Origin of the sequence: Aeromonas sp. DSM 116730, from assembly GCF_046581335.1 — a bacterium.
Classification (GTDB): Bacteria; Pseudomonadota; Gammaproteobacteria; order Enterobacterales; family Aeromonadaceae; genus Aeromonas; species Aeromonas rivipollensis.
Window position 1 is genome coordinate 1,279,832 of the sequence record NZ_CP144265.1, and the last position, 22,073, is coordinate 1,301,904.

Genomic DNA, 22,073 nt, shown 5'->3' on the forward strand with positions numbered 1-22,073 from the left:
TGCTGCCTGGATGACGGGGCTCAGCCCTTGCGGCTGGCGAGCTGGCGCAGCAGCTGGGTACTCTGGTGCAGGCTCTGCTGCTGCACCTCGCTCAGGGGGCACTGCTTGAGCACGTATTCGGCGCTGGCCACCACAGTCTTCCAGCGCGGCGCCTTGGGCAGGGTGTCCAGGCTCAGGTATTTGTCGAGGGTGCGGGTCTGGGGGCTGGATCTGTCCATGTAGACGCGCCACAGCTTGCTCTTCTCCGCCAGCACTATCTTGCCCTTGCCGGTGCTCTGCTGCCAGGTATCCAGGGTGAGGCGCATGGTGTCCACCAGGGCCCGGCGCAGAGGCTCGTCATCCTGCTGGCGAATGAGGTTGTCGGCCAGCGATCTAAACTCCCCCCCCAGCCGGCTCAGTTCACCCAGCAGTTGGCCATCTTCGATGATGGCCTGGCGCGACAGGCTCTTGAGGGCGTTCTCCAGCGCCATCACCCTGTTGTCATCCTGGCGCTGCTCGGTGCTGAGGGTGAGGGCGAAGGCGTGCTGTCCCCCCAGGCTGATGGGCAGGGCCCGGGCATTGAGTCCATCCTTCTGGCCCGCCACCAGGAAGCTCAGATCCTGCTCCGGCCGCGCCGCCATGTCGGGCCACTGGCTCGCCAGCGGGGTCGCCAGCCACTCGTCGAGGGGCAAGCCTTCCATGGCTTCCGGCTCCTGGCCCAGCAAGCGGGCCAGGGCGCGGGAGGCAAACAGCACCACCCCCTGCTCGTCGATGAAGACCATGGGGTCTGCCCCTTCCCCGAGCAGCGCCAGCAGCCGCTCCTGATCCTGATGCAGCTGGGCCTGCAGGCGCAGGCGGTGCTCTATCTCCTGCTTGAGCAGGTGATTTTCCACCAGGGAGGCACGGCCGGCGCTGGCCTCCAGCAGGGCCCTGACCCGGGCAAACAGCTCCTCCTTGCAAAACGGCTTCACCAGGTAGTCGTTGGCCCCGGCGTTGAAGCCCTCTTCGATGTCCTTGGGCTGGTTGAGGGCGGTGAGCAGCAGCACCGGCAGCTTGTCCTTGGGATGCTGCTGGCGCAGGCGACGACAGACGTCGAAGCCGGACAGGGTCGGCATCATCACATCCAGCAGTATGAGATCCACCGGCTCCTGGGCCAGCTTGGCCAGGGCGTCGTGGCCGTCGCTGCTCGGCAGTATGCGATAGCCGCAGGGCTGCAGCAGGTGGCGCAGTATGTGCAGGTTGATGGGTTCGTCATCCACCACCAGGATGAGGGGGGCGTCTGGTGGGGGCGGGGGCAGATCGTCGCTCTCCCAGTCCGGCAGTATGAGGGGCTGCTGGCGCACCAGCTGATGCTCTATCTGGCGGCTGTCGAGGGTCAGGCTGCCCGCCTTGCCGCTGGCGAGCGGCAGGGTGAAGGCGAAGGTGGAGCCGACGCTAGGCTCGCTCTCCACGAACAGCTCACCCCCCATCAGGTGCACCAGCTGGCGGGTGATGGAAAGCCCGAGCCCAGCCCCCTGCTTGCTCACCTCCGGGCTCATCTGCACCAGTGGCTCGAAGATGTGCTCCAGGTGGTCCTTGGCAATGCCGATGCCGGTGTCTGTCACCCTGATGCGCAGGAAGTTGCCCTCCACCAGTGCGCTCAGCACCACCTTGCCTTGGGGCGTGTACTTGATGGCGTTGCCCACCAGGTTGTAGAGCACCTGTTCGAGCCGCTGCTCGTCCGCCAGTACCGGCGGCAGCTCCGCCGGGCTTATGTCCACCAGGGTGAGGGGCTTGGCCTGCACCAGGTGCTGGCAGAGATCCAGCACCAGCCGGATCACCCCCTTTGAAGAGACCGGCTGGGGGTGTATCTCCAGCTGGCCGTAGCGCATCTGGTGATAGTCGAGCAGATCGTCCACCAGCCGGGCCAGGCCGTCGGCGCTCTTGATGATGAGACCGAGCTGCTTCTGCTGGCCCTCGGTCAGGTCCTGCTGGCTGGCGAGCATGGACTCTGCCATCCCCTTGATGCCGTGGATGGGGGTGCGCAGCTCGTGGGAGGTGTTGGCCAAGAGCTCATCCTTGAGTTTGTCCGCCTGCTGCAGGCTGAGGTTCTGCTTGTGGGTCAGTTTGACCTGCTGTTGCAGCTCCTGGGTCTGGCGCTCGATGAGCTCTATCTTGTCTTTCACCGAGCGCTGCATGTGGCGGAATGCCTGGGCCAGCCGGTCGATGTCGTCGTCGGTGCGGGGAATGGTGATGGGGTGCTCCAGGGCGCCATCGGCCACCTGCTCGGCGGCGGCGGTGAGGGAGCGCAGCGGCGCCGTGATGGAGTGGGAGAGCCAGCGGGAGAACAGGATCAGCAGCAGCAGTGAGCCTGCCCCCAGCAGGATCACTAGCGTCTCCAGCTGGCGTATGGGGGCATAGGCCTCGCTGGTGGAGACCTCGGCGATGAAGGCCCACTCGGTGTCGAATACCTTGACCTGGGTGTAGGCGGCCAGCACCTCGTCATCGTGATAGGAGAGGAAGGGGCCGACCCCCTGCTCGCCGGAGAGGGCCTTGATGACGAGCGGCGTCTGCAGTGGCCTGAAATTGGGGCTGAAGCTGTTCTCCACGCTGAATTCGGGGGCCAGCCAGGCGTTGGCGCGCATCCGCTTGTCCGGGCCTATGAGGATGGTCTCGCCGGTCTCGCCGAGCCCCTCCCGCTCCGCCATGATCTGGTTGAGTTTGTCCGGCAGCAGCTCGAAGATCACCACGCCGCGCACATAGTCGTACTGCATCACGGGGGCTGCCAGATAGGCGACCACCTGGCCGGTCAGCTCGTTGCGGCCAAAGTCGGTGAACTCGAAGATCTGCTGGGGCTTCTGGCCGCCATCGAGGCGACGCTTGATCTTGGCGAAGGTGTTGCCAAGGCCGCTGGCCTGATAGGGGCCGGAGAGCAGGTTGGTGGCGAAATTAGGGTGCTTGGTGACCGAGTAGACAACGTCACCGTTGAGATCCACAAGGAAGATGTCGCTGTAGTTGGACTTGCGCACCATGTCGGCGTAGCCGCGGTGAAAGCGCTGGTGCACCCGGCCATACATCTCGTCTGCCAGGATCAGGGCGCTGATGGAGGGCTCGATCTCCACCTGGCTGTCCGGTTGTTGCAGCTTGTCCCAGGAGCCGGGTACATAGCGGGCCTGGGCACGGGCGCGGGCCTCCTGGGGCGTGGTGCCGAGCTTTTCGAAGGCCCCGGTGAAACCGTAGAAGCGACCGATACTGTTGCCGGCAAAGTCCTGCTGGGAGAAGTTGATGATCTGCTCTTTGAGGTTGCCGAAGTAGTCTTCCAGCTGGCTCTTCTTGATGTTGCGCACCGAGACCAGATGGTTGGAAGTCTGGGTGGTGAGGTCCTTGCCGTGGCTGTAGAGGAAAAACAGGGTGACGACCAGGAAGGGCACCAGGCCCAACATGAAGAAAGCCAGCATCAGCTGCGGTCTGAGCCCACGAGGCCTGAAGATCCATTTCATTGTGTGATTTTCAATTGAGAATCCAGTTACTAAGCGCAGTGAGTTTCTGACTAAAGACTAACTATTTCAATGGCTTTATCTTAAATTCGCTCGTCGGGTCACAGGGAGTGGCGGGAATTTTGAGCAAGGCGTTTAAAGCCTGAGCAAACGCTCCGGAAAAGCGCGCAAAGTCATAAAAAAGGGTTGTGCCCGGGCTCGGGGTACGTATAATGCGCCTCGTTGTCAGGCAACTGGCACACGGCAGTCAGGCGGGAATAGCTCAGTTGGTAGAGCACGACCTTGCCAAGGTCGGGGTCGCGAGTTCGAGTCTCGTTTCCCGCTCCAATTTTCCATCGCACCAACGGTGGATATCACTTTCAAGACAATCAGTCTTGTCAGCATGGCGCGTTAGCAAAGCGGTTATGCAGCGGATTGCAAATCCGTTTAGTCCGGTTCGACTCCGGAACGTGCCTCCATCTTCTTCCTCAGTTTCATTCTTGTTCCATGCCCTGTTTCATCCCGGAAACGTGTTTCGGCATATCCCCTTGCGTTCAATATCCTTGCTGGGTCAATAACAACTCGCAGCCCTGATGGCGCCACTCTCTTTGCAGATAGTGACTTATCTCGTCGAGGGATTGCCCCCGATACTGAAGTTGCAGCTCGGCGGCGTGGTCGGTCAGATCGGCCATCTTCTGCTTCAGTTGACCGCACTGCCACAGGCTGACGACGGGCACTCCCTGGTACGCCAGCGTGATGGAGTCATCCCGATTGAGTCGCCACTCCTGCCACTGTGACCAGGCGAGCAGACCGAGCACGCTCAGGACAGCAACATCTGCCAGTTTCATGTGCTTCTCCCCCCATTCATCTGCCCATGTTCTAACTCTTGCCCAAGGCGTGGTTTTTGCCAGCCTTGTTACTCTTTGGTTAAATAATGTAACCCAGTTTCACTTTCTGGTTTTTAGGCGGTTTTTTTATAAAAAAAGGGGCTTGTTGGTGTAGTAATCCTACAGCTTGTGGAGTAATCTTTGCTCAGTGGTCTTACCAGTGAGGCGTTAAATCATGTTTCATCCCTTCTCCCTGACTCAGATAATCCTTCGCCGCATCTTCGTACTGATGGTGGGTCTGCTCGCCTTCCCGGTGATGCTGTTTCGCCGCGATCGCGCACGCTTCTACAGTTACCTGCACCGGATCTGGAACAAGACCAGCACCAAGCCGGTGTGGCTCAAGATGAGCGAACGGGGCGAGCGGATCTTCTACTGATCCCCTGCCCACAATGAAAAAAGACAGCCCAGGCTGTCTTTTTTTATGGCCGGCTCCCGGCATGGGCCTCTTTCCCGCATGGCTGAGAAGTCAGCCCCTGGCTTGCACCAGGGCGGGTTTCCACCGCGCTTATCCTCACCCAGCGCCTCTCTCTTCCCCCTTCATACCCACGATTGCCCCCGATGGCGCCCCGTCATGCCTCCCGGCCGAGTTCGGCCAGCGCCGCGCGCAGGCGGGCTAGGCCTATGGGTTTGAACAGGCAGTCGTTCATGCCGGCGGCCAGGCAGAGCTCCCGCTCGCGAGGCAAGGCGTGGGCGGTAAAGCCCCAGACCGGCAGCTCATGGCCACGGGCGCGCAGGTTGCGCGTCAGTTCGAAGCCGTCCATCACCGGCATCTGGCAGTCGGTGATGACGAGATCGAAGGGGTGGCTGCCGACGGCACGCAAGGCCTCCAGCCCGTTGCTGCGCACGCTGACCTCGTGTCCCAGGTGCTTGAGCTGCTGGCGCAGCAGGATCTGGTTGGCATGGTTGTCATCCACCACCAGTATCCGCAGCCGGGGCCCTGGCTCCCGGGGAGGGAGGGGGGCCGTCACCTGCGGGAGATCCGGGGTGGCCAGGGTCAGGGGTAGTTTTATCTCGAGGCGGGTCCCCCGTCCCGTCTCGCTGTCGATGCCTATCTCTCCTCCCATCATCTGGCACAGGATGCGGGCCAGGTTCAGGCCAAGGCCGCTGCCCGGGTACTGCTCGGGGGAGTGTGCACGGTAGAAGGGGGTGAACAGCTGGGGCAGCTTGTCCGCCGGGATGCCGACCCCGGTATCTGCGATGACCAGATGCAGCATGGGGGCCTGTAGGGAGTCTCCCGCCAGGGAGGCGCTGATGCTCACCTCGCCCTGCTCCGTGAACTTGATGGCGTTGCCGATCAGGTTGAAGAGGATCTGCCGCAGTCGAAGGGAATCGATCAGTACAGTCGGCAGGGGGGTGACGGGCAGTTCGACACTATAGGCCACCCCCTTTTGCCCGGCCATGCCCCCGAACACCCGGGTGACCGACAGCAGCAGCGGCGTCAGCTCGCAGGGGGTCGGGGTCAGGGTCATCTGGCCCGCCTCTATGCTGGCGATATCCAGGGTATCCCCGAGCAGATCCAGCAGACCGTTCGCCGAGTCTGCGGCAATGCGCAGCAGCTCGGCGCTGTGACGACTGAGGGCGGGATCTTCGGTGGCGAGCTCCAGCATGCCGAGGATGGCGTTCATGGGGGTGCGGATCTCGTGACTCATGGTGGCGAGAAAGTCGCTCTTGGCCCGGCTCGCGCTGTCGGCCTGCAGCTTGGCCTGGCGCAGGGCCTCCTCCAGCTGCTTGCGGTCTGTGATGTCGATCCAGCCGTCGATCACCCCGCTGATGGCCCCCTCGGCATCGAAGTAGGGCACCATCCAGTGATAGATGTGGGTCTGGCTCCCTTCGCGATTGAAAATCCGATCGGCGAAGATGGGCTGGCCATGCTGCAGCACCCTCGCAAAGTCCTGCTCCAGGGTTGAGATGCTCCGGGAGTCGATCAGCCCTTCCAGTCCCTGAGCGAAGGGCTGACCCATGACCTCTTCCGGGCGGGCTCCGAGCTGGGCCAGGTATTTGCTGTTGCACAACAATACCTTGCCGCTCTTGTCCCGCACCACTATGGGGTGGGGCTGACTCTCCCCGAGGGCCTTGATGAACCTCACGTGGGCCTCCAACTGCTGGCGGGAGGCCTGCTCGGCGCGGGCCAGCCGCTTGAGCATGAGGTTGCGATAGAGCAGCACCAGGGCCAGGGCGAGGAGCACCGCAAACAACAGGTAGAAGGCGTGGGCGTGGCGCTCGACGAAGCCGGGTACCGGCAGTTTGCGGTTGCGCCACTCGTAGCTCGTCATGGCCAGCTCGTTGGGCGGGATGGCGAGCAGTGTCTTGTCGAGGATATTCATCAGCATCTCGTTGCCGGGCTGGCTGGCAAAGCCCATCCGTATGGGCTCGTCATCGGCGGGCCCCGCGATGCGCAGCCGGGTTCGCGGATCATTGTCCAGGGCGTGGCGGGCAAAATAGAGTGGCACTATGGCGGCATCCAGCCTGCCCCCCTCGACGGCCTGCATCGCCTCCTCGGCGCTCTCCATGATGGTGAGCGTGCTGCCCTCCAGCTGATTGGCGAGCGGGGTGTAGCGGGTCATCCCCACGCGCTTGCCCGCCAGACTCCGCAGCGAGTCTATGCTCTCCTCCCCCTGATGGGTGAGGATCACGTAGATGTCGTCCGTGGCATAGGGAACCGAGGGGCGCAGGCCATAGCGCTCGGCCACGGGCCGGGAGATGGCACCGATGAAATCGAGGCGCCCCGATCGGATGGCCTTGTCCCGCTGCCGGTCGGAGTCGAAGCGGATGAACTCGAAGGAGAGGCCGGTGCGCTTGCTCACCTTGGCCAGCATGTCGACCGTCATGCCGGTGAGCTGGCCGTCGTGATCCATGGCGCCATAGGGGTAGAGGTTGTCCATCAGCCACACCTTGATGGGGGGAGACTGGCGCATCCAGGCCAGCTCGGCGGCGTCATAGCGCTCGCTCGCGCTGTCATTCATGTCACGTATGGGCCCGTTCCACTGGCTGAAGATGGCGTTGCGGGTTCCGTCGTCGATGGCCTCCAGGCCGCGATTGATGAGGCCGAGCAGGGCCGGCACCCGGGCGGAGACTGCGAAGCGAAAGTCGGCCGGTGCCAGGCTGGGTTGTGCCTCACCGCGCTGCCTGAGGTGGTCGAAGCGCTCGCTGTTGAGGTAGTGCATGGCGTGGGCGTCGCTGAGCAGTATCTCCTGGCGGCCGAAGAAGACGGCGTCGAAGGCCTCCATGTTGGAGGGATGGGTCACCAGGGTGAGGGTGGGGTAGTAGAGCCTGAACCTCTGGGTATCAATCTGCCCCGCTACGGCGGCGACGCGCTGGCCCGGTGCCAGCAGGGGGCCCTGATAGGGTTTGGGGGTCGAGAAGACCAGGGCGCTGCTGAAGTAGGGGTTGCTCAGCCGGATCCCGGTGGCCTCGGTGTCCGCCAGGGTCAGGTTGCCGAGGTTGACCAGATCGATCTCTCCCCGGCGCAGGGCGAGCAGGGCGCTCTCCTTGTCGGCGAAGCGGTGCAGTGACAGGGGCTTTTGCAGTAGATGGGCGAGGATGCCGAGGTAATCGGCGGAGATCCCCTCGAACCTGTGCTTTGAGACGATCATGCTGAAGGGGCGGTAATCCTCTGCGAGGAGGCCGACCCGCAGTTGCCTTGCCTGCCGTAACCAGGCCTGCTCGGCCTTGGACCAGCGGGGAGGGGCTATCTCGGGGTCGTGACGGCTGTGCAGCGTCAGCGCCAGCGCAGGCTGGATGAACAGCAGACAGAGCAGGATCAGTGATCGATAGAGGTTCATCATGCCACCTGGAACGGGACAGCCATCCTTGCCGGGTCTGGGCCAAAGGCGGCCATTCTACCGGAAAATGGCTATAACGAGTCCCTTATTTGGCCGCAGCCAGCATGAAAGGCACAAAGATGGCGGCGTGAGCCGCCATCCATACCCAGGGGTTGCCGGGATCAGCCGAACCGGTAGGCGCCCATGTAGAGGCTGCCATAGTCCCAGCTCTGGTGCAGCCTGGTCGGTCTGTCGCTCCCCGCCGCCCCGAGCGCCACGAACAGCGGACGCAGGTGATCGTCATGGGGATGGGATTCCACGGCGCCAGGGGCCCGGGCCCGATAATCTTCCAGCGCCGCCCTGTCACCCTCATCCATGGTCTGCTCCAGCCAGTGCACAAAATCGCTCGCCCAGCGGGGCACAGGGCTGTCGTCCGGCCCGAGCGCCCTCAGGTTGTGGGTGATGGCGCCGGAGGCGAGGATGGCGATGCCCTGCGCGCGCAGATCTTGCAGCGCCTCCCCCAGTTGCCACAGCTGGGCCGGGGTGAAGCCGGCCGGGATGGAGAGCTGTACCAGGGGGAGCTCACTCTGGGGATCCATCAGGGAGAGGGGCGACCAGACCCCGTGATCCAGCTCGCGGTTTACCGGAGTGGCGGGCAAGCCCGCCAGCAGCAGCTGATCGCTCACCGCCTCCTGCAGCCATTGTGGACTCTTGGCCGGCCAGCGGATCCGATAGAGGGGCTCGGGGAAGCCGTAGAAGTCGTACATCAAGGCCGGGTTCGGCTCGACGTTGAGCTGCAGCTCGCTGCGACTGAACCAGTGGGCCGAGAGAACCACCAGCCCCCTGATACCCTCAAGGCGCAGCTGTTTCAGGAACCGGGTGGCAGGCTGATCCCGCAGAACCAGATCCGGGGCGCCGTGGGAGATAAACCAGACGGGGGCGATAGCCATAGGGAGACTCCTATCAATGAGGCCGGCACGCAGAGCATGGCCGGGTCAGGGCAAGGGGGCACTGACGATGGGGTCATTATCTGCCCCCAATAGGAAGTTAACAATGCGGCAATATGTATAAGCACTGTTCACTATGAGTTGATAGATGAAGACGGAAGATGACCTTAAAGCAACGGGGCCAGCATCGCCATGCTGGCCCCGTTGTTCTTCATCAGCCGGTTATTGCTGGATGCCCGGCGGGCTCTCGCCTGGTGGTGGCCGAGCCAGAAGCCTTACTGAATACCCAGCAGCTCAACATCGAAGATCAGCACCGAACCTGGCGGTATCTTGCCAGCGGCACGGTCGCCATAGGCCAGGTTGGCGGGGATGTAGAAGCGGGTCTTCTCCCCTTCCACCATCAGCTGCACCCCTTCGGTCCAGCCCTTTATCACCTGATTGAGGCCAAACTCGATGGGCTCGCCGCGGGCGACCGAGCTGTCGAATACGGTGCCGTCCAGCAGCTTGCCCTCGTAGTGCACCTTCACCTTGCTGGTGGCAGTGGGGTGAACAGTGCCGCTGCCCTGGGTCAGCACTTCGTACTGCAGGCCGGAGGCCGTGGTGGTCACCAGGGGCTTCTCCTTGTTGCTGGCGAGGAACTCGGCGCCCTTGCGCACGTTCTCTTCGGCCAGTTTCTTGTTGTTGCTGCTGGAGTAGAAGTAGTAGGCCACCCCGGCGACGAGCAAGGCTATCAGAATGAATTTCATCGGTTTTCCTATTCCCTGAAATGCAAAGAGTGCAATGAGAACGGCATCTTATCCCAGTCGGGGAGGGAGGGCGAGTGGGACGCAGGAGGATGTGACGGGGCTGACAGAGGACCAGGGGGCCAGAACCTGGCCCCTGGTCTCATGTGGCGGATTACTTCACCGCCACCATCATCAGGGCGGGCAGGGCGAAGAAGAGCCCGGCCACATAGCCCAGCGCCAGCAGCTTGTTCTCGCTGCCCACCCGGGCCAGGGTCTCGGCGGCCTTGATGGGCAGCTCCCGCAGGAAGGGGACCCCGTAGATGAGCACCACGGCGAACAGGTTGAACAGCACGTGGACCAGGGCTATGGTCAGCGCCAGCTGGGCACCGGCACCGCTGATGGCGGTGGCGGCCAGCAGGGCTGTGATGGTGGTGCCTATGTTGGCCCCCAGGGTGAAGGGGTAGAGCTGGCGGGTGTTGAACACGCCGCCGCCGGCCAGGGGGATCATCAGGCTGGTGGTGGTGGAGGAGGATTGCACCATCACAGTCACCAGGGTGCCGGAGGCGATGCCGGTCAGGGGGCCACGGCCCAGTGCCTTGTGCAGCAGCTCCTTGGCACGGCCCACCATGACCCGTTGCAGCACCTTGCCGAGGCTGGTGACGCAACCCAGGATCAGCAGTATGCCGATGACTATGGTGGCGATGGCGGGGCCCTTGCCCGGCAGGAAGGCGACGGCAGCGTCGATGAGATCCAGCGACGGCGAGATGAGGGGCTTCATGAAGTCCATCCCCTTCATCGACATGTCGGCTGAGCCCATCAGCAGGCCGGAGATCCACTCAGCGCTCTGCTGCAGCAGGCCGAACATCAGTTCCAGCGGCAGGAAGATGAAGACCGCCAGCAGGTTGAAGAAGTCGTGTACTGTGGCGGCGGCGAAGGCGCGGCGGAACTCTTCCCTGTCCCGGATGTGACCGAGGGAGACTATGGTGTTGGTGATGGTGGTGCCGAGGTTGGCCCCCATCACCATGGGGATGGCCATCTCCATGGGCAGGCCACCGGCCACCAGGCCGACGATCACCGAGGTGACCGTGCTGGAGGATTGCACCAGGGCGGTGGCCAGGATGCCGAGCAGCAGGGCAACGAAGGGGTTGTTGGCGAAAGCGAAGATCTGGGCCGCGCCCTCGGCGCCGCCGGAGAAGCCCTTGAAGCCGTGGGAGACGGCGCCAACGGCGACCAGGATCAGGTAGATCAGCGTGATCACCGCGAGCCAGTTGAACAGGGGGCCGGGACGGCGGGTCTGCTGGGGTGCGGAAGATGCGGTGCTGTGCATATGGCCTCTTGGGGTCGTTCTGCGTTGAAATGGACGGGCGCATTACAGCAGCGCTCCATGACAGAAATATGACAAAGTGACACTTTTATGATGTTTTGGTGACAGGGCGGCAGGGGGCGTCGCAGACAAAAAGTGTCGGAGCAAATGCCGATATGGCGCCATCCGGCTCAGAGTCAGCCCCTGACCTTGCACTGAGATCCCTGGGTTATATGCTGCCAGGCTTTCCTGTCTTCAAACTGAGGAAGTGATGATGCGTGCATGGGTTTTGTGTCTTTCCCTGGGTCTGCTGTCTGCCGGTGCGCAGGCCAGCGTGTTCAAGTCCGAGTGCAACCTCGACAAGGCGGCCAGAAACGAGGCGATGAATGCGACCCTGGGGGTCAAGGGCAACTGCGATGCGGACAAGCTGGTGCGTCAGCAGAAGGAGAAGGCCAAGGCCGAGATGAAGAACACCACCACGGATGTGTTGGACAAGAAGACGGCGGGCCTGAAAGAGGCAAAGCAGAATACCAATGCGGCCCTGGACAAGCAGACCGCCGATCTGAAACAGACTCAGGACAAGGTCAACCAGACCCGCAAGGATGTCAAAGCCGTGGCCAAGGATCCGGTCAAGGCGGCCGCCACCGCGGTGATCAACCAGGGGTGAGGGATAGTCCTGCGCAGGTCTGCATGCAAGAAGGGGAGCCATGGGCTCCCCTTCTGTTTGGCTGTCATCCGGCCGGACTTACTGGCCGTCGGCCGTTTCCTCGTACTGACGGAAGGGGATGCGGAATACCGCCAGGCGCAGGAAGAGGTAGGTAACCCCGATCCCCGCCCAGATGAGGCCAAGCTCCAGGGAGCTCTGCTCCAGGTTGATCCAGAGCGCCCCTATGGTGGCGGCCCCCAGCAGCGGCAGCACCAGGAACAGCAGGTGATCCTTCAGGCTCTTGTTGCGCTTCTCACGTACCCAGAACTGGCCGATGACCGACAGGTTGACGAAGGTGAAGGCCACCAGGGCGCCGAAGTTCACCAGCGCCAGCGCCATGTCCAGATCGAACGACACCGCGGAGAGCGCCAGGGCCCCCACCAGCAGCACGTTGATGGCCGGGGTGCGCCAGGTGGGGTGGATGTAGCCGAACACCCGCTCCGGGATCATGCGATCGCGCCCCATCACGTAGAGGATGCGCGACACGCCGGCGTGGGCCGCCATGCCGGAGGCGAGCACCGCCGCCGTGGTGCACACCAGTACCACGCTCTGGAACAGGGTGCCGCCGACGTAGAGGGCGATCTCCGGCAGCACGGCGTCCGGCTCCTTGAAGCGGGCCAGATCCGGGAAGAAGAGCTGCAGGCTGTAGGAGACGGTGACGAAGATGATGCCGCCGATGAGTGCGGTCAGCACTATGGCGCGCGGGATCACCTTGCCGGCGTTCGGGGTCTCTTCCGACAGCGAACTCAGGCCGTCGAAGCCGAGGAAGGAGAAGCAGAGAATGGTGGCGCCGGTGAAGAGCGGCAGCATGCCGGCGGACTCCAGGTGGAAGGGGCGGCTGCTTAGCAGGGTGCCGGTTCCTTCGCCGTGCAGCAGTCCCCAGGCGATGAGGCCGAGGAAGGTGAGGATGATGGCAACCTGGATAAACACGATGAAGCCGTTGAGGTTGGCCACCAGCTTGATGCCGCGCAGGTTCAGGAAGGTCATCACTGTCACCAGGCCGAAGATGAAGATCCAGGGATCGACGTTCGGGAACATGGCGGTCAGATAGATCTTGGCCAGCAGTATGTTGATCATCGGCATGAACATGTAGTCGAGCAGGGAGGACCAGCCCACCATGAAGCCCACATAGGGGTGGAACACCTTCTGGGCATAGGTGTAGGCGGAGCCCGCCGAGGGGAAGCGACGCACCAGGTGGCCGTAGCTGAAGGCGGTCAGCAGGATGCCGCCCAGTGCCAGCAGGTAGGCGGTGGCGACCCGGCCCTCGGTGATGTCACCGACGATGGCGAAGGTGTCGAACACGGCCATGGGGGTCAGATAGGCCAGGCCCATCACCACCACTTGCCACATGCTGAGGGTTTTTATCAGACGAACGGGTTGCTGGCTCACTCAGGCTTCCTCCTTGCACGGCAGGCAGGAGGTGGAATGGCGTGAGGCCATGGGACTGGTTTCTCGCATCCGCAGCGGATCGGTATGCAAACCACAGACGTTGGTCGCGCGGCGACCAAAGCAGGTTCCGGCGACAACCGGAGACAAAGCCAATAAGAGCCCCATGTTTTTCCTCATTGCGGCATTAGGTCCATCTGAACCTAGATATCATTTCCGGAGTGGTTCCGGCCTCGAAGTAGACACTTGTTTTCAAAATGAAAAATAACCGATGTGAGGATCACATCGGTTATTCAAATCGGCGCGCATTTTGCCCCAGATGGGGGGGGATGACAAGCCAGGATCGGCATTCCCGACAAGAGAATGCACAAGGACAGGGTTTACATCAATAAACCGCGCCTATTCCGGTGTCGACGGCAGGGGGGCCAGCCCGCTGCTGGCAAGGCTTTGCGCCGGTTGGCTCGGCAGCGAGACGCGCCAGACAGTGGTGCGCAAAAACAGGTAAATCCCGCCGATGGCGGCCCAGATCAGCCCCAGCATCAGGGAGGTCTGCTCCAGGTTGAGCCAGAGTATGGCCACTGTCCCGGCTCCGAGCAGGGGCAGCACCAGGTATTGCAGGCGATCCTGCCAGGTTTTGTTGCGCCCCTGACGCAGGTAGTAGCAGGAGATCACCGACAGGTTGACCACGGTGAAGGCCACCAGGGCGCCGAAGTTGATCAGCGCCAGGGCGATCTCCAGATCGAAGCTGATGGCCGACAAGGCCAGCAGGCCCACCAGCAGTATGTTGAACACCGGGGTGCGCCACTTGGGATGGATATAGCCAAAGGTGCGCTGGGGCAGCACCTTGTCCCGTCCCATCACGTAGAGGATGCGGGAGACCCCGGCGTGGGAGGAGAGCCCCGAGGCCAGCACAGCCACGCAGGCGCAGACCAGCACCACGCTCTGGAACAGCTTGCCGCCGACATAGAGGGCGATCTCCGGCAGCACGGCGTCCGGCGCCTTGAAGCGGGAGGCATCCGGGAAGTAGAGCTGCAGGGCATAGGCCACCACCACGAAGATGAGGCCGCCAAGCAGGGCGGTCAGGATGATGGCTCTGGGGATCACCTTGCCGGCCTCCGGGGTCTCCTCGGAGAGGGCGCTCAGGCTGTCGAAGCCGAGGAAGGAGAAGCAGAGGATGGTGGCCCCGGTCAGCAGCGGCAAGATCTCTGTGCTGCTGCTGTAGATGGGCTGCAGGCTGAGGGTGCCGACCCCTTCCCCCTGATAGACCCCATGAGCGATCAGGCCGAGGAAGACCAGCATGATGGCCACCTGGATGAAGATGATGAGGCCGTTGAGGTTAGCCACCAGATCGATGCCGCGCAGGTTGATGGCGGTCATCAGCACCGTCATGCCGAGGATGAAGATCCAGGGCTCGACGCCGGGGAAGAGGGCGCTCAGATAGATCTTGGCCAGCAGCATGTTGATCATCGGCAGGAAGATGTAGTCGAGCAGGGAGGACCAGCCCACCATGAAGCCCACCACCGGGGAGAACTCCCGCTGGGCATAGGTGTAGGCCGAGCCCGCGATCGGGTAGTGACGCACCATCTTGCTGTAGCTGGAGGCGGTGAACAGCACCCCGACCAGGGCCAGCAGGTAGGCGGTGGTGACATGACCCTGGGTGATGTCGGTGACGATGCCGAAGGTATCGAACACCACCATGGGGGTCATGTAGGCCAGGCCCATCACGACCACTTGCCACAGGGTCAGGGTTTGTTTCAGTCGCGCGGGGCGTGGGGCCATGGGGCCTGTCTCCTAAGAATGCAGTGGTGAAGGGCCCGCCTGCCGGGCAGGGATAGGGCCCCATGACAGGGTGACTGGTCACAGAGGGAGCCAAGTGCTCCTGCCATCATTTTTGGGGGCGAGATGATACCGTATAAGCAGGCCATCCGCGATGGACGGCCTGTCGTTATCTGACGATATTGTTCGTGCCAGCGAGAAACGCGGGCACTAACCCTGACTGGCGGCGGCCAGCGCCTGCTCCAGCAGGTCGAGTCCCTCGTCGATCAGCGCCGGGGAGGCGGTGAGGGGGGCGAGGAAGCGGATGACGTTGGCACGCACGCCGCAGGCCAGCAGCACCAGGCCCCGTTTGCCTGCCTCTGCCACCAGCCGTTTGGTGAGATCCGGATCCGGTTGGGTGGCATCGCGTCCCTTGACCAGCTCCATGGCCACCATGGCGCCGGGGCCGCGGATGTTGCCTATGCTGTCAAATCGCTCCGCCAGCTGGTGCAGGCGCGCCTTGATCTGCTCCCCCTGCACCAGGGCCTGCTGGTTCAGGCGCTCCTCCTCGATGACCTCCAGCACCGCCAGGGCGGCGGCGCAGGCGATGGGGGAGCCCGCATAGGTGCCCCCCAGGCCACCGGGCTTGGCGGCGTTCATCACATCGCTCTTGCCCACCACGGCGGAGAGCGGGAAGCCGCCAGCCAGACTCTTGGCCAGCGTCATGATGTCCGGCTCGACGCCGCTGTATTCGGTGGCGAAGGTCTTGCCGGTGCGACAGAAACCTGTCTGGATCTCGTCGCAGATGAGCAGTATGCCGTGCTGATCGCAGATCTTGCGCAAGGCTTGCAGGAAGCTCGGGGAGGCGACATAGAAGCCCCCCTCACCCTGCACCGGCTCTATGATGATGGCGGCCACCCGGGCCGGCTCGATGTCGGCGCTGAAGCAGAGATCCAGCGCCCCCAGGGCGTCGGCCTCGCTCACCCCCAGGTAGTCGGCCGGGAAGGGCAGGTGATAGACCTCCCCCGGGAAGGGGCCGAAGCCGGTCTTGTAGGGCACTACCTTGCCGGTGAGCGCCATCCCCATCATGGTGCGGCCGTGGAAGCCGCCCTTGAAGGCGATGGTGCCGCTGCGACCGGTGTGGGCGCGGGCTATCTTGATGGCGTTCTCCACCGCCTCGGCGCCGGTGGAGAGGAAGAGGGTACGCTTGGGGGTGGGGCCCGGCACCAGGGCGTTGAGCTTCTCGGCAAGCTCGATATAGCCCGGGTAGGGGGTGACCTGGAAGCAGGTGTGGCTGAACTTCTCGAGCTGCTCGCGCACGGCGGCGACCACCTTGGGGTGGTTGTGGCCGGTGTTGAGCACGGCGATGCCGGAGGCAAAGTCGATGTAGCGGTTGCCCTCCACGTCCCACAGCTCGGCGTTTTTCGCCCGGTCGATGAAGACCGGCAGCAGGGTGCCGACGCCCTGTACCACGGCCGCTTCGCGGCGCGCTTGCCACGCCTGGTTTGAATGCTGTTCTGACTGACTCATCTTTCCTCCCTGAGGGGCATGGGCCCCTGATATTCCTGTGCAATCTGCTCATCGATTGAACCGCGCACTGCCATCTGGCAGGGCGGCATGTCTGGTGCGGGGCGCGGGTGGCGTACCGCAGGGCGCCGTCGAGGCTCTCGTGAGGCCGAGCTGGCGCCCATGTCTATCTATAAAAACGATGGACTGGTGTCAGAGACATCTTTTTCAGCGATGCCTCTGCGGGCCATGGGCATCAACGGATGCCGCCAAAGCAGAGGTATTTGGTCTCGAGGTACTCCTCCAGCCCCTCTGCCGCCCCTTCCCGACCCAGTCCCGACTCCTTGATGCCGCCAAAGGGGGCCAGCTCGGTCGAGATGATCCCCTCGTTGATGCCCACCATGCCGTATTCCAGCTGCTCGGCCACCCGCCACACCCGGGCAATGTCGCGACCATAGAAGTAGGCAGCCAGGCCATAAGGGGTGTCGTTGGCGATGGCGATGGCCTCGGCCTCGGTCTCGAAGCGCACCAGCGGCGCCACCGGGCCGAAGATCTCCTCCTGCAGTATGGGGTTGTCCCGGGTCACGCCGGTCAGGATGGTGGGGTGGTAGAAGAGCGGGCCGGCGGGATGGGCTTGCCCCCCCACCAGCACACTGGCCCCGGCGGCCTCGGCCTGGCTGACCAGGGAGGCGACCTTGTCGGCGGCGGCGGCATTGATGAGGGGGCCGATCTGGGTGCCTTCACCCATGCCATCCCCCACCTTGAAGCCACGTACCGCAGCGGCCAGCTTCTCGGCGAAGGCGTCATGGACGCTGGCCTGCACCAGGATGCGGTTGGCACAGACGCAGGTCTGGCCGGCGTTGCGGTATTTGGAGGCGAGCGCCCCGGCCACGGCGGCGTCGAGATCGGCATCGTCAAACACGATGAAGGGGGCGTTGCCACCCAGCTCCAGAGAGAGCCGCTTCATGGTGTCGGCGCACTGGCGCATCAGCAGCTTGCCGATGCGGGTGGAGCCGGTGAAGGAGAGCTTGCGCACCCTCTTGTTGCTGCACAGCTCATTGCCCACGGCCGCCGCCTGATGAGAGGTGACTATGTTGATGACCCCGGCGGGAATGCCCGCCTGCTCGGCCAGGGCTGCCAGCGCCAGCGCGCACAGGGGCGTCTCGGCGGCGGGCTTGATGACTATGGTGCAACCGGCGGCGAGTGCAGGGCCCGCCTTGCGGGTGATCATGGCGATGGGGAAGTTCCATGGGGTGATGGCGGCGACCACGCCCACCGGCTGCTTGATGGTGGCCAGGCGCCGGTCGCCGGAGAAGCCGGGAATGGTGCGGCCATAGGCGCGCTTGCCCTCTTCCGCGAACCACTGGATGAAGCTGGCGCCGTAGGCCACCTCGCCCTTAGCCTCGGCGAGCGGTTTGCCCTGCTCGCAGGTCATGATGCGGGCCAGTTCATCCTGGTTGGCCATGATGAGTTCGAACCAGGCGTGGAGCCGGCTGCCGCGCTCCTTGGCGGTGAGGGCGGCCCAGGCGGGCTGGGCATTGTGAGCCGCCGCGATGGCGAGCCGGGTGTCCGCCTCGTCCATGTCGGGTACCTGGGTGATGAGCTGGCCGGTCGCCGGGTTCAGGACCTCGAAACTTTGTCCGCCATGGGCCTCGCACCAGCGGCCATCTATATAGGCAAGGGACTTGATCAAGGAGAGTGCGGGTTGTGATGCTGACATAGATAGGAAGCCTCGATTGTGGGTCTGGGTGGCCAACTCATCCCGTGGTGCCACCGTATAGAATAATAAGCACGTAACGACCATAAAGTGAGCCGAAATGTTTTTCAAGTGTTAAATATATTTGAGTGAATGGTACGGTGCATGCTAGAAATGGGGCTCTCAGGACGATTCTAGCGTTTCTCATTCGGTGAGGTGTGCAAAATAATGAACGCTCTCGGCTGTGCAGGATAGCGAACAGGGTGCCGGGATTGACGCATTATTTTAACCAGCCGCCACAAGGTATTCGAATAGCCATACAAGGAGGTGGGGATGCAGCAACCACAAGGTGAGGTCCAGTGGCAGACCATGACGGATAACCCCTTGTCTGACAAAGGGATGGATAAAACCATGGGGGAGCGGCTCGCCCTCCTTCGCCGTCGCCTCGGGCTCTCCCAGCGCCGGGCCGCCGAGCTGAGCGGCCTGACTCACGGTGCCATCTGCATGATAGAGCAGAACAAGGTGAGCCCCTCGGTCGCCTCGTTGCAGAAGCTGCTCAGCGTCTACGAGCTGCCGCTTTCCCGCTTCTTCGCCGAGGAGGAGGCGCGTGCGCCGAGCGTGGTGATCAGGGCGGAGCAGCTCATCGAGCTGGGCAGCCAGGGGGTCTCCATGAAGCTGGTGCACAACGGCAACAATCGTCGCCAGCTCGGCTTCATGCTGGAGACCTATGCCCCAGGCACGGACACCGGGGGCCAGGTCAAGCACCTGGGGGAGGAGGTGGGCACAGTGCTGGAGGGCTCTGTCGTGCTGAGCCTGGCCGGGCAGACCTATCAGCTGTGCGCCGGGGACAGCTATGTGATCGACACCGGCGAGCCCCACAGCTTCAGCAATCCGTCGGGGCAGGTCTGCCGCATCGTCAGCGCCCACACCCCCGCCAGCTTTTGACATTGAACAGCGCGAATATTGGAAACGAACCGGTAAGGAAGCAGGGATCATGACCGAACATGTAAAGAGTTACTACGCAGCCAGTGCCAACCAGCACGCCTCCTACCCGATGCTCACCGAGCAGCTTGAGTGCGACGTCTGTGTCATAGGGGCCGGGTATACCGGCCTCTCCAGCGCCCTGCACCTGGTGGAGAAGGGCTACAAGGTGGTGGTGCTGGAGGCGGCCAGGGTGGGGTTTGGCGCCAGCGGCCGCAACGGCGGCCAGATAGTCAACTCCTACAGCCGTGACATCGACACCATAGAAGCGAACTGCCCGCCGGATCAGGCCAGGCTGCTCGGCTCCATGTTGTTTGAGGGGGGAGACATCATCCGCGAGCGGATCCAGCGCTACAACATCCAGTGCGATCTGCAGCAGGGGGGGGTCTTTGCCGCCGAGACCCAGAAGCAGCTCCACGAACTCAAGGCACAGCATGCCCGCTGGCAGAAGTGGGGCAACGATCAGCTGGAGCTGCTCGATGCCGAAGGGGTGCGCGAGGTGGTGGCAAGCGATCGCTACATCGGCGCCCTGCTGGACAAGCGCGGCGGCCATATCCACCCCCTCAACCTGGCGCTGGGGGAGGCGGAAGCCATCCGCACCCTGGGTGGTCGCATCTTCGAGCAATCCGCCGTCACCAGCATCACTCCGGGCCAGATTGCCCTGGTGAAGACGGCCAAGGGGGCGGTGAAGGCGCGCTTCGTGGTGGTGGCCGGCAACGCCTATCTCGGCAACCTGGTGCCTGAGCTGGCGAGCAAGAGCATGCCGTGCGGCACGCAAGTCATCGCCACCGAGGTGCTGGGGGAGGAGCGGGCCCGCGCCTTGCTGCCGCAGAACTACTGCCTGGAAGATTGCAACTACCTGCTCGACTACTACAGGACCACAGGGGATCACCGGCTGATCTACGGCGGCGGCGTTGTCTATGGAGCGCGGGATCCGGCAGACATAGAGCGGCTGATCATCCCCAAGATGCAGAAGACCTTCCCCCAGCTGGCGGACGTCAAGGTGGAGTACACCTGGACCGGCAACTTCCTCTTGACCCTGTCGCGCCTGCCACAGTTTGGCCGTATCGGTCACAACATTTACTACATGCAGGGTTACAGCGGCCACGGCGTGACCTGTACCCATCTGGCGGGCAAGCTGCTCTCGGAAGTGTTGAGTGGCCAGGCGGAGCGCTTCGACGCCTTTGCCAAGCTGCCACACTACCCCTTCCCGGGCGGGCGTCTGTTCCGCATCCCCTTCACCGCCGCCGGGGCCGCCTGGTATACCCTGCGAGACAGGTTGGGGGTGTGACGCCCATATACGCCGTTCGCGTTATGGTGTCATGACGGCCAAATGGTGAAGGGCGCTGGCTTCTGGTGATACGGCGGCCGCATAGGGGGAGTGGCAAGCCATCCCTTGTACCGCAGAGGAGCCGCTTACCCTGCAAGAAAAACTGGGGTCGCTCATAAACGATGATCGCACTATGGCGTCATGACTGCCGAATGGTGAAGGATGTGCGCTTCTGGTGATACGGCGGCCGAATAGGGGGAAGCCACTCCCTTTTAGGTTGAGGTGCGTTGAGTACGAGGGCGCCCCAGGCACTCTTTTCACGGGGACGCGGCTGCCCACAGGTGGTCGCTGGCAGCCAGGAGGCTGATGAAACGACAGAGGGAGGCATCATGCCTCCCTCTGTCCTGGGTGAACAATCTGGACCAACCTCAATTGTGTGGGGCCATCATCAGCCCGCTCAGGCTGCATCGACTCGCCGGTCTCAGAATCTATAGGGGAAGCGCAGCCCTATGCTGTAGTCGGGCGCATCCGTGGTGAGCCCTGCCGACCAGTTGACCGCCATGGAGAGCTTGTCCGTAATGGCCCAGGTTGACCCCATGCCGAAACTGGCGGCGTTGGCATCGGAGCCGGTGACCTTCTCCATGTCAAAGCCTTCGGCTCCCTGGCTGGATTCGAGGGTGATGCGCTGGTTGATGTTGAAGGAGAGGCTGAAGCGCTCGTTCAGTGCAAACGCGACCCCCAATCCATATTCATACCAGTCACCGAGCTGGATGCTGCCTGGCTGATCGCCGGGCTGGTAGGAGACATCGTCAAAGTCTTGCTTGAGGCTGTGACCATAGTTGAGGTTGGCGAACAGTATGGCGGGATCCATGGTCTTGACCAGGGAGAAGCCGGTGGACAACTGCCAGAGCCCGTTGCCGGTGGCGAGATCCTTGGGGACCATCAGGTTGCCGGACTCCGAGGTCATGATCTCTATCCCGTAGGGATCCTTGCCGGTCGGCGCCTTGGCCCGCAGGTTCCAGACCAGATCCGGCCAATCTTCATCCTCGGCCAGGACTCTGTAGTAGATGGCGAGGCTGAGATCGCCGAGCCCGCCATCGCTGACGGTCTGCTCCTCAAACTCACGACTGGAGTTCTCCTTGCCAGTGCTCTGGTAGTTGGTGTTGCGGTACATATAGGGCACGGCCAGTTCCAGCTGCCAGCGATCATTGAGGGTGTAACGGGTCACCAGATCTGCCGTCCATTGATCGGAACGGACTCTGTCCAGATTGATTTCACCAAGGAAGATGGCGTCCAGGGCAAGAAAACCGCGCAGGGCGAGATCCTTGCGATTGTAGTGCTGATAAGAGAGGCCAAAATCGAGGGTCAACGCACGATCAAACACGTTGTGCTGCTCGATCATCAGGTCTTCGGTACTGCGACCGACTTCGGGGGCCCGGCGAGCCGGGTCAGGCTGGGAGGGGGCCGCGGCGGTAGCCCCTTCTGCGGCGACCGCGGTCGCACCGGTGGCCTTGACGGCTTCCAGGCGGGCCTGTAACTGATGGAGTGCCTGATTTTGCTGGATCAATTGCTGACGCAGCTGATCAAGCTGTTGTTGTAGGGCCTCTTCCTCTGCGGTCGCGCCCCAGCAGGCGAAAGGGGTCAGTGCAATCAACAGCACGGTAGACTGTTTCATCGAGATACGTCCTTGTTGTTTATTATCCTTTTTATAGTTCA

The 22,073-nt window shown here is 62.9% G+C and carries 15 protein-coding genes and 2 tRNA genes; 6 read left to right on the forward strand and 11 right to left on the reverse strand.

Annotated features, from left to right (window positions below):
* Window positions 1–20 precede the first annotated feature (20 nt).
* A complete protein-coding gene (locus Aeroheme_RS06045; RefSeq protein ID WP_411166870.1) occupies window positions 21–3,458 on the reverse strand; it encodes an ATP-binding protein in 3,438 nt (1,145 codons plus the stop codon).
* Window positions 3,459–3,706: 248 nt separating this feature from the next.
* Between Aeroheme_RS06045 and Aeroheme_RS06050 the strand changes: the two genes are divergently transcribed.
* Window positions 3,707–3,782: transfer RNA gene (locus tag Aeroheme_RS06050), tRNA-Gly, on the forward strand.
* Window positions 3,783–3,839: 57 nt separating this feature from the next.
* Window positions 3,840–3,913: transfer RNA gene (locus tag Aeroheme_RS06055), tRNA-Cys, on the forward strand.
* A 75-nt stretch (window positions 3,914–3,988) separates the two neighbouring features.
* Here the strand turns inward: Aeroheme_RS06055 and Aeroheme_RS06060 are convergent.
* Window positions 3,989–4,282 (reverse strand): hypothetical protein, encoded by a 294-nt coding sequence (locus Aeroheme_RS06060; RefSeq protein WP_411166871.1) that lies wholly within the window; start codon window positions 4,280–4,282, stop codon window positions 3,989–3,991.
* A gap of 214 nt (window positions 4,283–4,496) precedes the next feature.
* Here Aeroheme_RS06060 and Aeroheme_RS06065 point away from each other — a divergent pair, with 214 nt between their 5' ends.
* Complete coding sequence (locus tag Aeroheme_RS06065) at window positions 4,497–4,697, forward strand: YbfA family protein (protein WP_025327782.1); 201 nt, start codon at window positions 4,497–4,499, stop codon at window positions 4,695–4,697.
* Between the two features lie 193 nt (window positions 4,698–4,890).
* Here the strand turns inward: Aeroheme_RS06065 and Aeroheme_RS06070 are convergent, their stop codons facing one another.
* The 4 genes from Aeroheme_RS06070 to Aeroheme_RS06085 all read right to left on the reverse strand — a co-directional run bounded on the left by Aeroheme_RS06070 (window position 4,891) and on the right by Aeroheme_RS06085 (window position 11,081).
* Window positions 4,891–8,103 carry a response regulator gene (locus Aeroheme_RS06070; protein WP_411166872.1) on the reverse strand — a complete coding sequence of 1,071 codons (3,213 nt, stop codon included), beginning with the start codon at window positions 8,101–8,103 and terminating at the stop codon, window positions 4,891–4,893.
* Window positions 8,104–8,264: 161 nt separating this feature from the next.
* Window positions 8,265–9,032, reverse strand: a complete 768-nt coding sequence (locus tag Aeroheme_RS06075) for a DODA-type extradiol aromatic ring-opening family dioxygenase (RefSeq protein WP_411166873.1) — start codon at window positions 9,030–9,032, stop codon at window positions 8,265–8,267.
* 272 nt (window positions 9,033–9,304) lie between these two features.
* On the reverse strand, window positions 9,305–9,775 hold the full coding sequence (locus Aeroheme_RS06080) for an FKBP-type peptidyl-prolyl cis-trans isomerase (RefSeq protein WP_106886177.1): 471 nt from the start codon (window positions 9,773–9,775) through the stop codon (window positions 9,305–9,307).
* A 151-nt stretch (window positions 9,776–9,926) separates the two neighbouring features.
* Window positions 9,927–11,081: a Na/Pi cotransporter family protein gene (locus tag Aeroheme_RS06085; RefSeq protein ID WP_213345071.1), complete on the reverse strand. Its 1,155-nt coding sequence runs from the start codon at window positions 11,079–11,081 to the stop codon at window positions 9,927–9,929.
* 250 nt (window positions 11,082–11,331) lie between these two features.
* Here Aeroheme_RS06085 and Aeroheme_RS06090 point away from each other — a divergent pair, with 250 nt between their 5' ends.
* Entirely contained in the window at window positions 11,332–11,724 is a 393-nt protein-coding gene (locus Aeroheme_RS06090) for a hypothetical protein (RefSeq protein ID WP_163147315.1), read from the forward strand.
* A 78-nt stretch (window positions 11,725–11,802) separates the two neighbouring features.
* Here the strand turns inward: Aeroheme_RS06090 and Aeroheme_RS06095 are convergent, their stop codons facing one another.
* The 4 genes from Aeroheme_RS06095 to Aeroheme_RS06110 all read right to left on the reverse strand — a co-directional run bounded on the left by Aeroheme_RS06095 (window position 11,803) and on the right by Aeroheme_RS06110 (window position 18,130).
* On the reverse strand, window positions 11,803–13,113 hold the full coding sequence (locus tag Aeroheme_RS06095) for an APC family permease (protein ID WP_106887887.1): 1,311 nt from the start codon (window positions 13,111–13,113) through the stop codon (window positions 11,803–11,805).
* A 435-nt stretch (window positions 13,114–13,548) separates the two neighbouring features.
* Window positions 13,549–14,928 carry an APC family permease gene (locus Aeroheme_RS06100; protein WP_394294542.1) on the reverse strand — a complete coding sequence of 460 codons (1,380 nt, stop codon included), beginning with the start codon at window positions 14,926–14,928 and terminating at the stop codon, window positions 13,549–13,551.
* Between the two features lie 207 nt (window positions 14,929–15,135).
* Window positions 15,136–16,434 (reverse strand): 4-aminobutyrate--2-oxoglutarate transaminase, encoded by a 1,299-nt coding sequence (gabT, locus tag Aeroheme_RS06105; RefSeq protein ID WP_411166874.1) that lies wholly within the window; start codon window positions 16,432–16,434, stop codon window positions 15,136–15,138.
* A 232-nt stretch (window positions 16,435–16,666) separates the two neighbouring features.
* Window positions 16,667–18,130 (reverse strand): NAD-dependent succinate-semialdehyde dehydrogenase, encoded by a 1,464-nt coding sequence (locus Aeroheme_RS06110; RefSeq protein WP_411166875.1) that lies wholly within the window; start codon window positions 18,128–18,130, stop codon window positions 16,667–16,669.
* 309 nt (window positions 18,131–18,439) lie between these two features.
* Between Aeroheme_RS06110 and puuR the strand changes: the two genes are divergently transcribed.
* Both puuR and Aeroheme_RS06120 read left to right on the forward strand, forming a co-directional pair.
* Window positions 18,440–19,051, forward strand: a complete 612-nt coding sequence (puuR, locus tag Aeroheme_RS06115) for an HTH-type transcriptional regulator PuuR (RefSeq protein ID WP_106886183.1) — start codon at window positions 18,440–18,442, stop codon at window positions 19,049–19,051.
* A 49-nt stretch (window positions 19,052–19,100) separates the two neighbouring features.
* A complete protein-coding gene (locus tag Aeroheme_RS06120; RefSeq protein WP_411166876.1) occupies window positions 19,101–20,378 on the forward strand; it encodes an NAD(P)/FAD-dependent oxidoreductase in 1,278 nt (425 codons plus the stop codon).
* A gap of 460 nt (window positions 20,379–20,838) precedes the next feature.
* Here the strand turns inward: Aeroheme_RS06120 and Aeroheme_RS06125 are convergent, their stop codons facing one another.
* Complete coding sequence (locus Aeroheme_RS06125; protein ID WP_411166877.1) at window positions 20,839–22,032, reverse strand: transporter; 1,194 nt, start codon at window positions 22,030–22,032, stop codon at window positions 20,839–20,841.
* Window positions 22,033–22,073 lie beyond the last annotated feature (41 nt).

Coding starts and splice junctions, on each gene's coding strand:
- Aeroheme_RS06045 (WP_411166870.1), bottom strand. CDS start 3,458: ATGAAATGGATCTTCAGGCCTCGTGGGCTCAGACCGCAGCTGATGCTG.
- Aeroheme_RS06060 (WP_411166871.1), bottom strand. CDS start 4,282: ATGAAACTGGCAGATGTTGCTGTCCTGAGCGTGCTCGGTCTGCTCGCC.
- Aeroheme_RS06065 (WP_025327782.1), top strand. CDS start 4,497: ATGTTTCATCCCTTCTCCCTGACTCAGATAATCCTTCGCCGCATCTTC.
- Aeroheme_RS06070 (WP_411166872.1), bottom strand. CDS start 8,103: ATGAACCTCTATCGATCACTGATCCTGCTCTGTCTGCTGTTCATCCAG.
- Aeroheme_RS06075 (WP_411166873.1), bottom strand. CDS start 9,032: ATGGCTATCGCCCCCGTCTGGTTTATCTCCCACGGCGCCCCGGATCTG.
- Aeroheme_RS06080 (WP_106886177.1), bottom strand. CDS start 9,775: ATGAAATTCATTCTGATAGCCTTGCTCGTCGCCGGGGTGGCCTACTAC.
- Aeroheme_RS06085 (WP_213345071.1), bottom strand. CDS start 11,081: ATGCACAGCACCGCATCTTCCGCACCCCAGCAGACCCGCCGTCCCGGC.
- Aeroheme_RS06090 (WP_163147315.1), top strand. CDS start 11,332: ATGCGTGCATGGGTTTTGTGTCTTTCCCTGGGTCTGCTGTCTGCCGGT.
- Aeroheme_RS06095 (WP_106887887.1), bottom strand. CDS start 13,113: ATGTGGCAAGTGGTGGTGATGGGCCTGGCCTATCTGACCCCCATGGCC.
- Aeroheme_RS06100 (WP_394294542.1), bottom strand. CDS start 14,928: ATGGCCCCACGCCCCGCGCGACTGAAACAAACCCTGACCCTGTGGCAA.
- gabT (WP_411166874.1), bottom strand. CDS start 16,434: ATGAGTCAGTCAGAACAGCATTCAAACCAGGCGTGGCAAGCGCGCCGC.
- Aeroheme_RS06110 (WP_411166875.1), bottom strand. CDS start 18,130: ATGTCAGCATCACAACCCGCACTCTCCTTGATCAAGTCCCTTGCCTAT.
- puuR (WP_106886183.1), top strand. CDS start 18,440: ATGCAGCAACCACAAGGTGAGGTCCAGTGGCAGACCATGACGGATAAC.
- Aeroheme_RS06120 (WP_411166876.1), top strand. CDS start 19,101: ATGACCGAACATGTAAAGAGTTACTACGCAGCCAGTGCCAACCAGCAC.
- Aeroheme_RS06125 (WP_411166877.1), bottom strand. CDS start 22,032: ATGAAACAGTCTACCGTGCTGTTGATTGCACTGACCCCTTTCGCCTGC.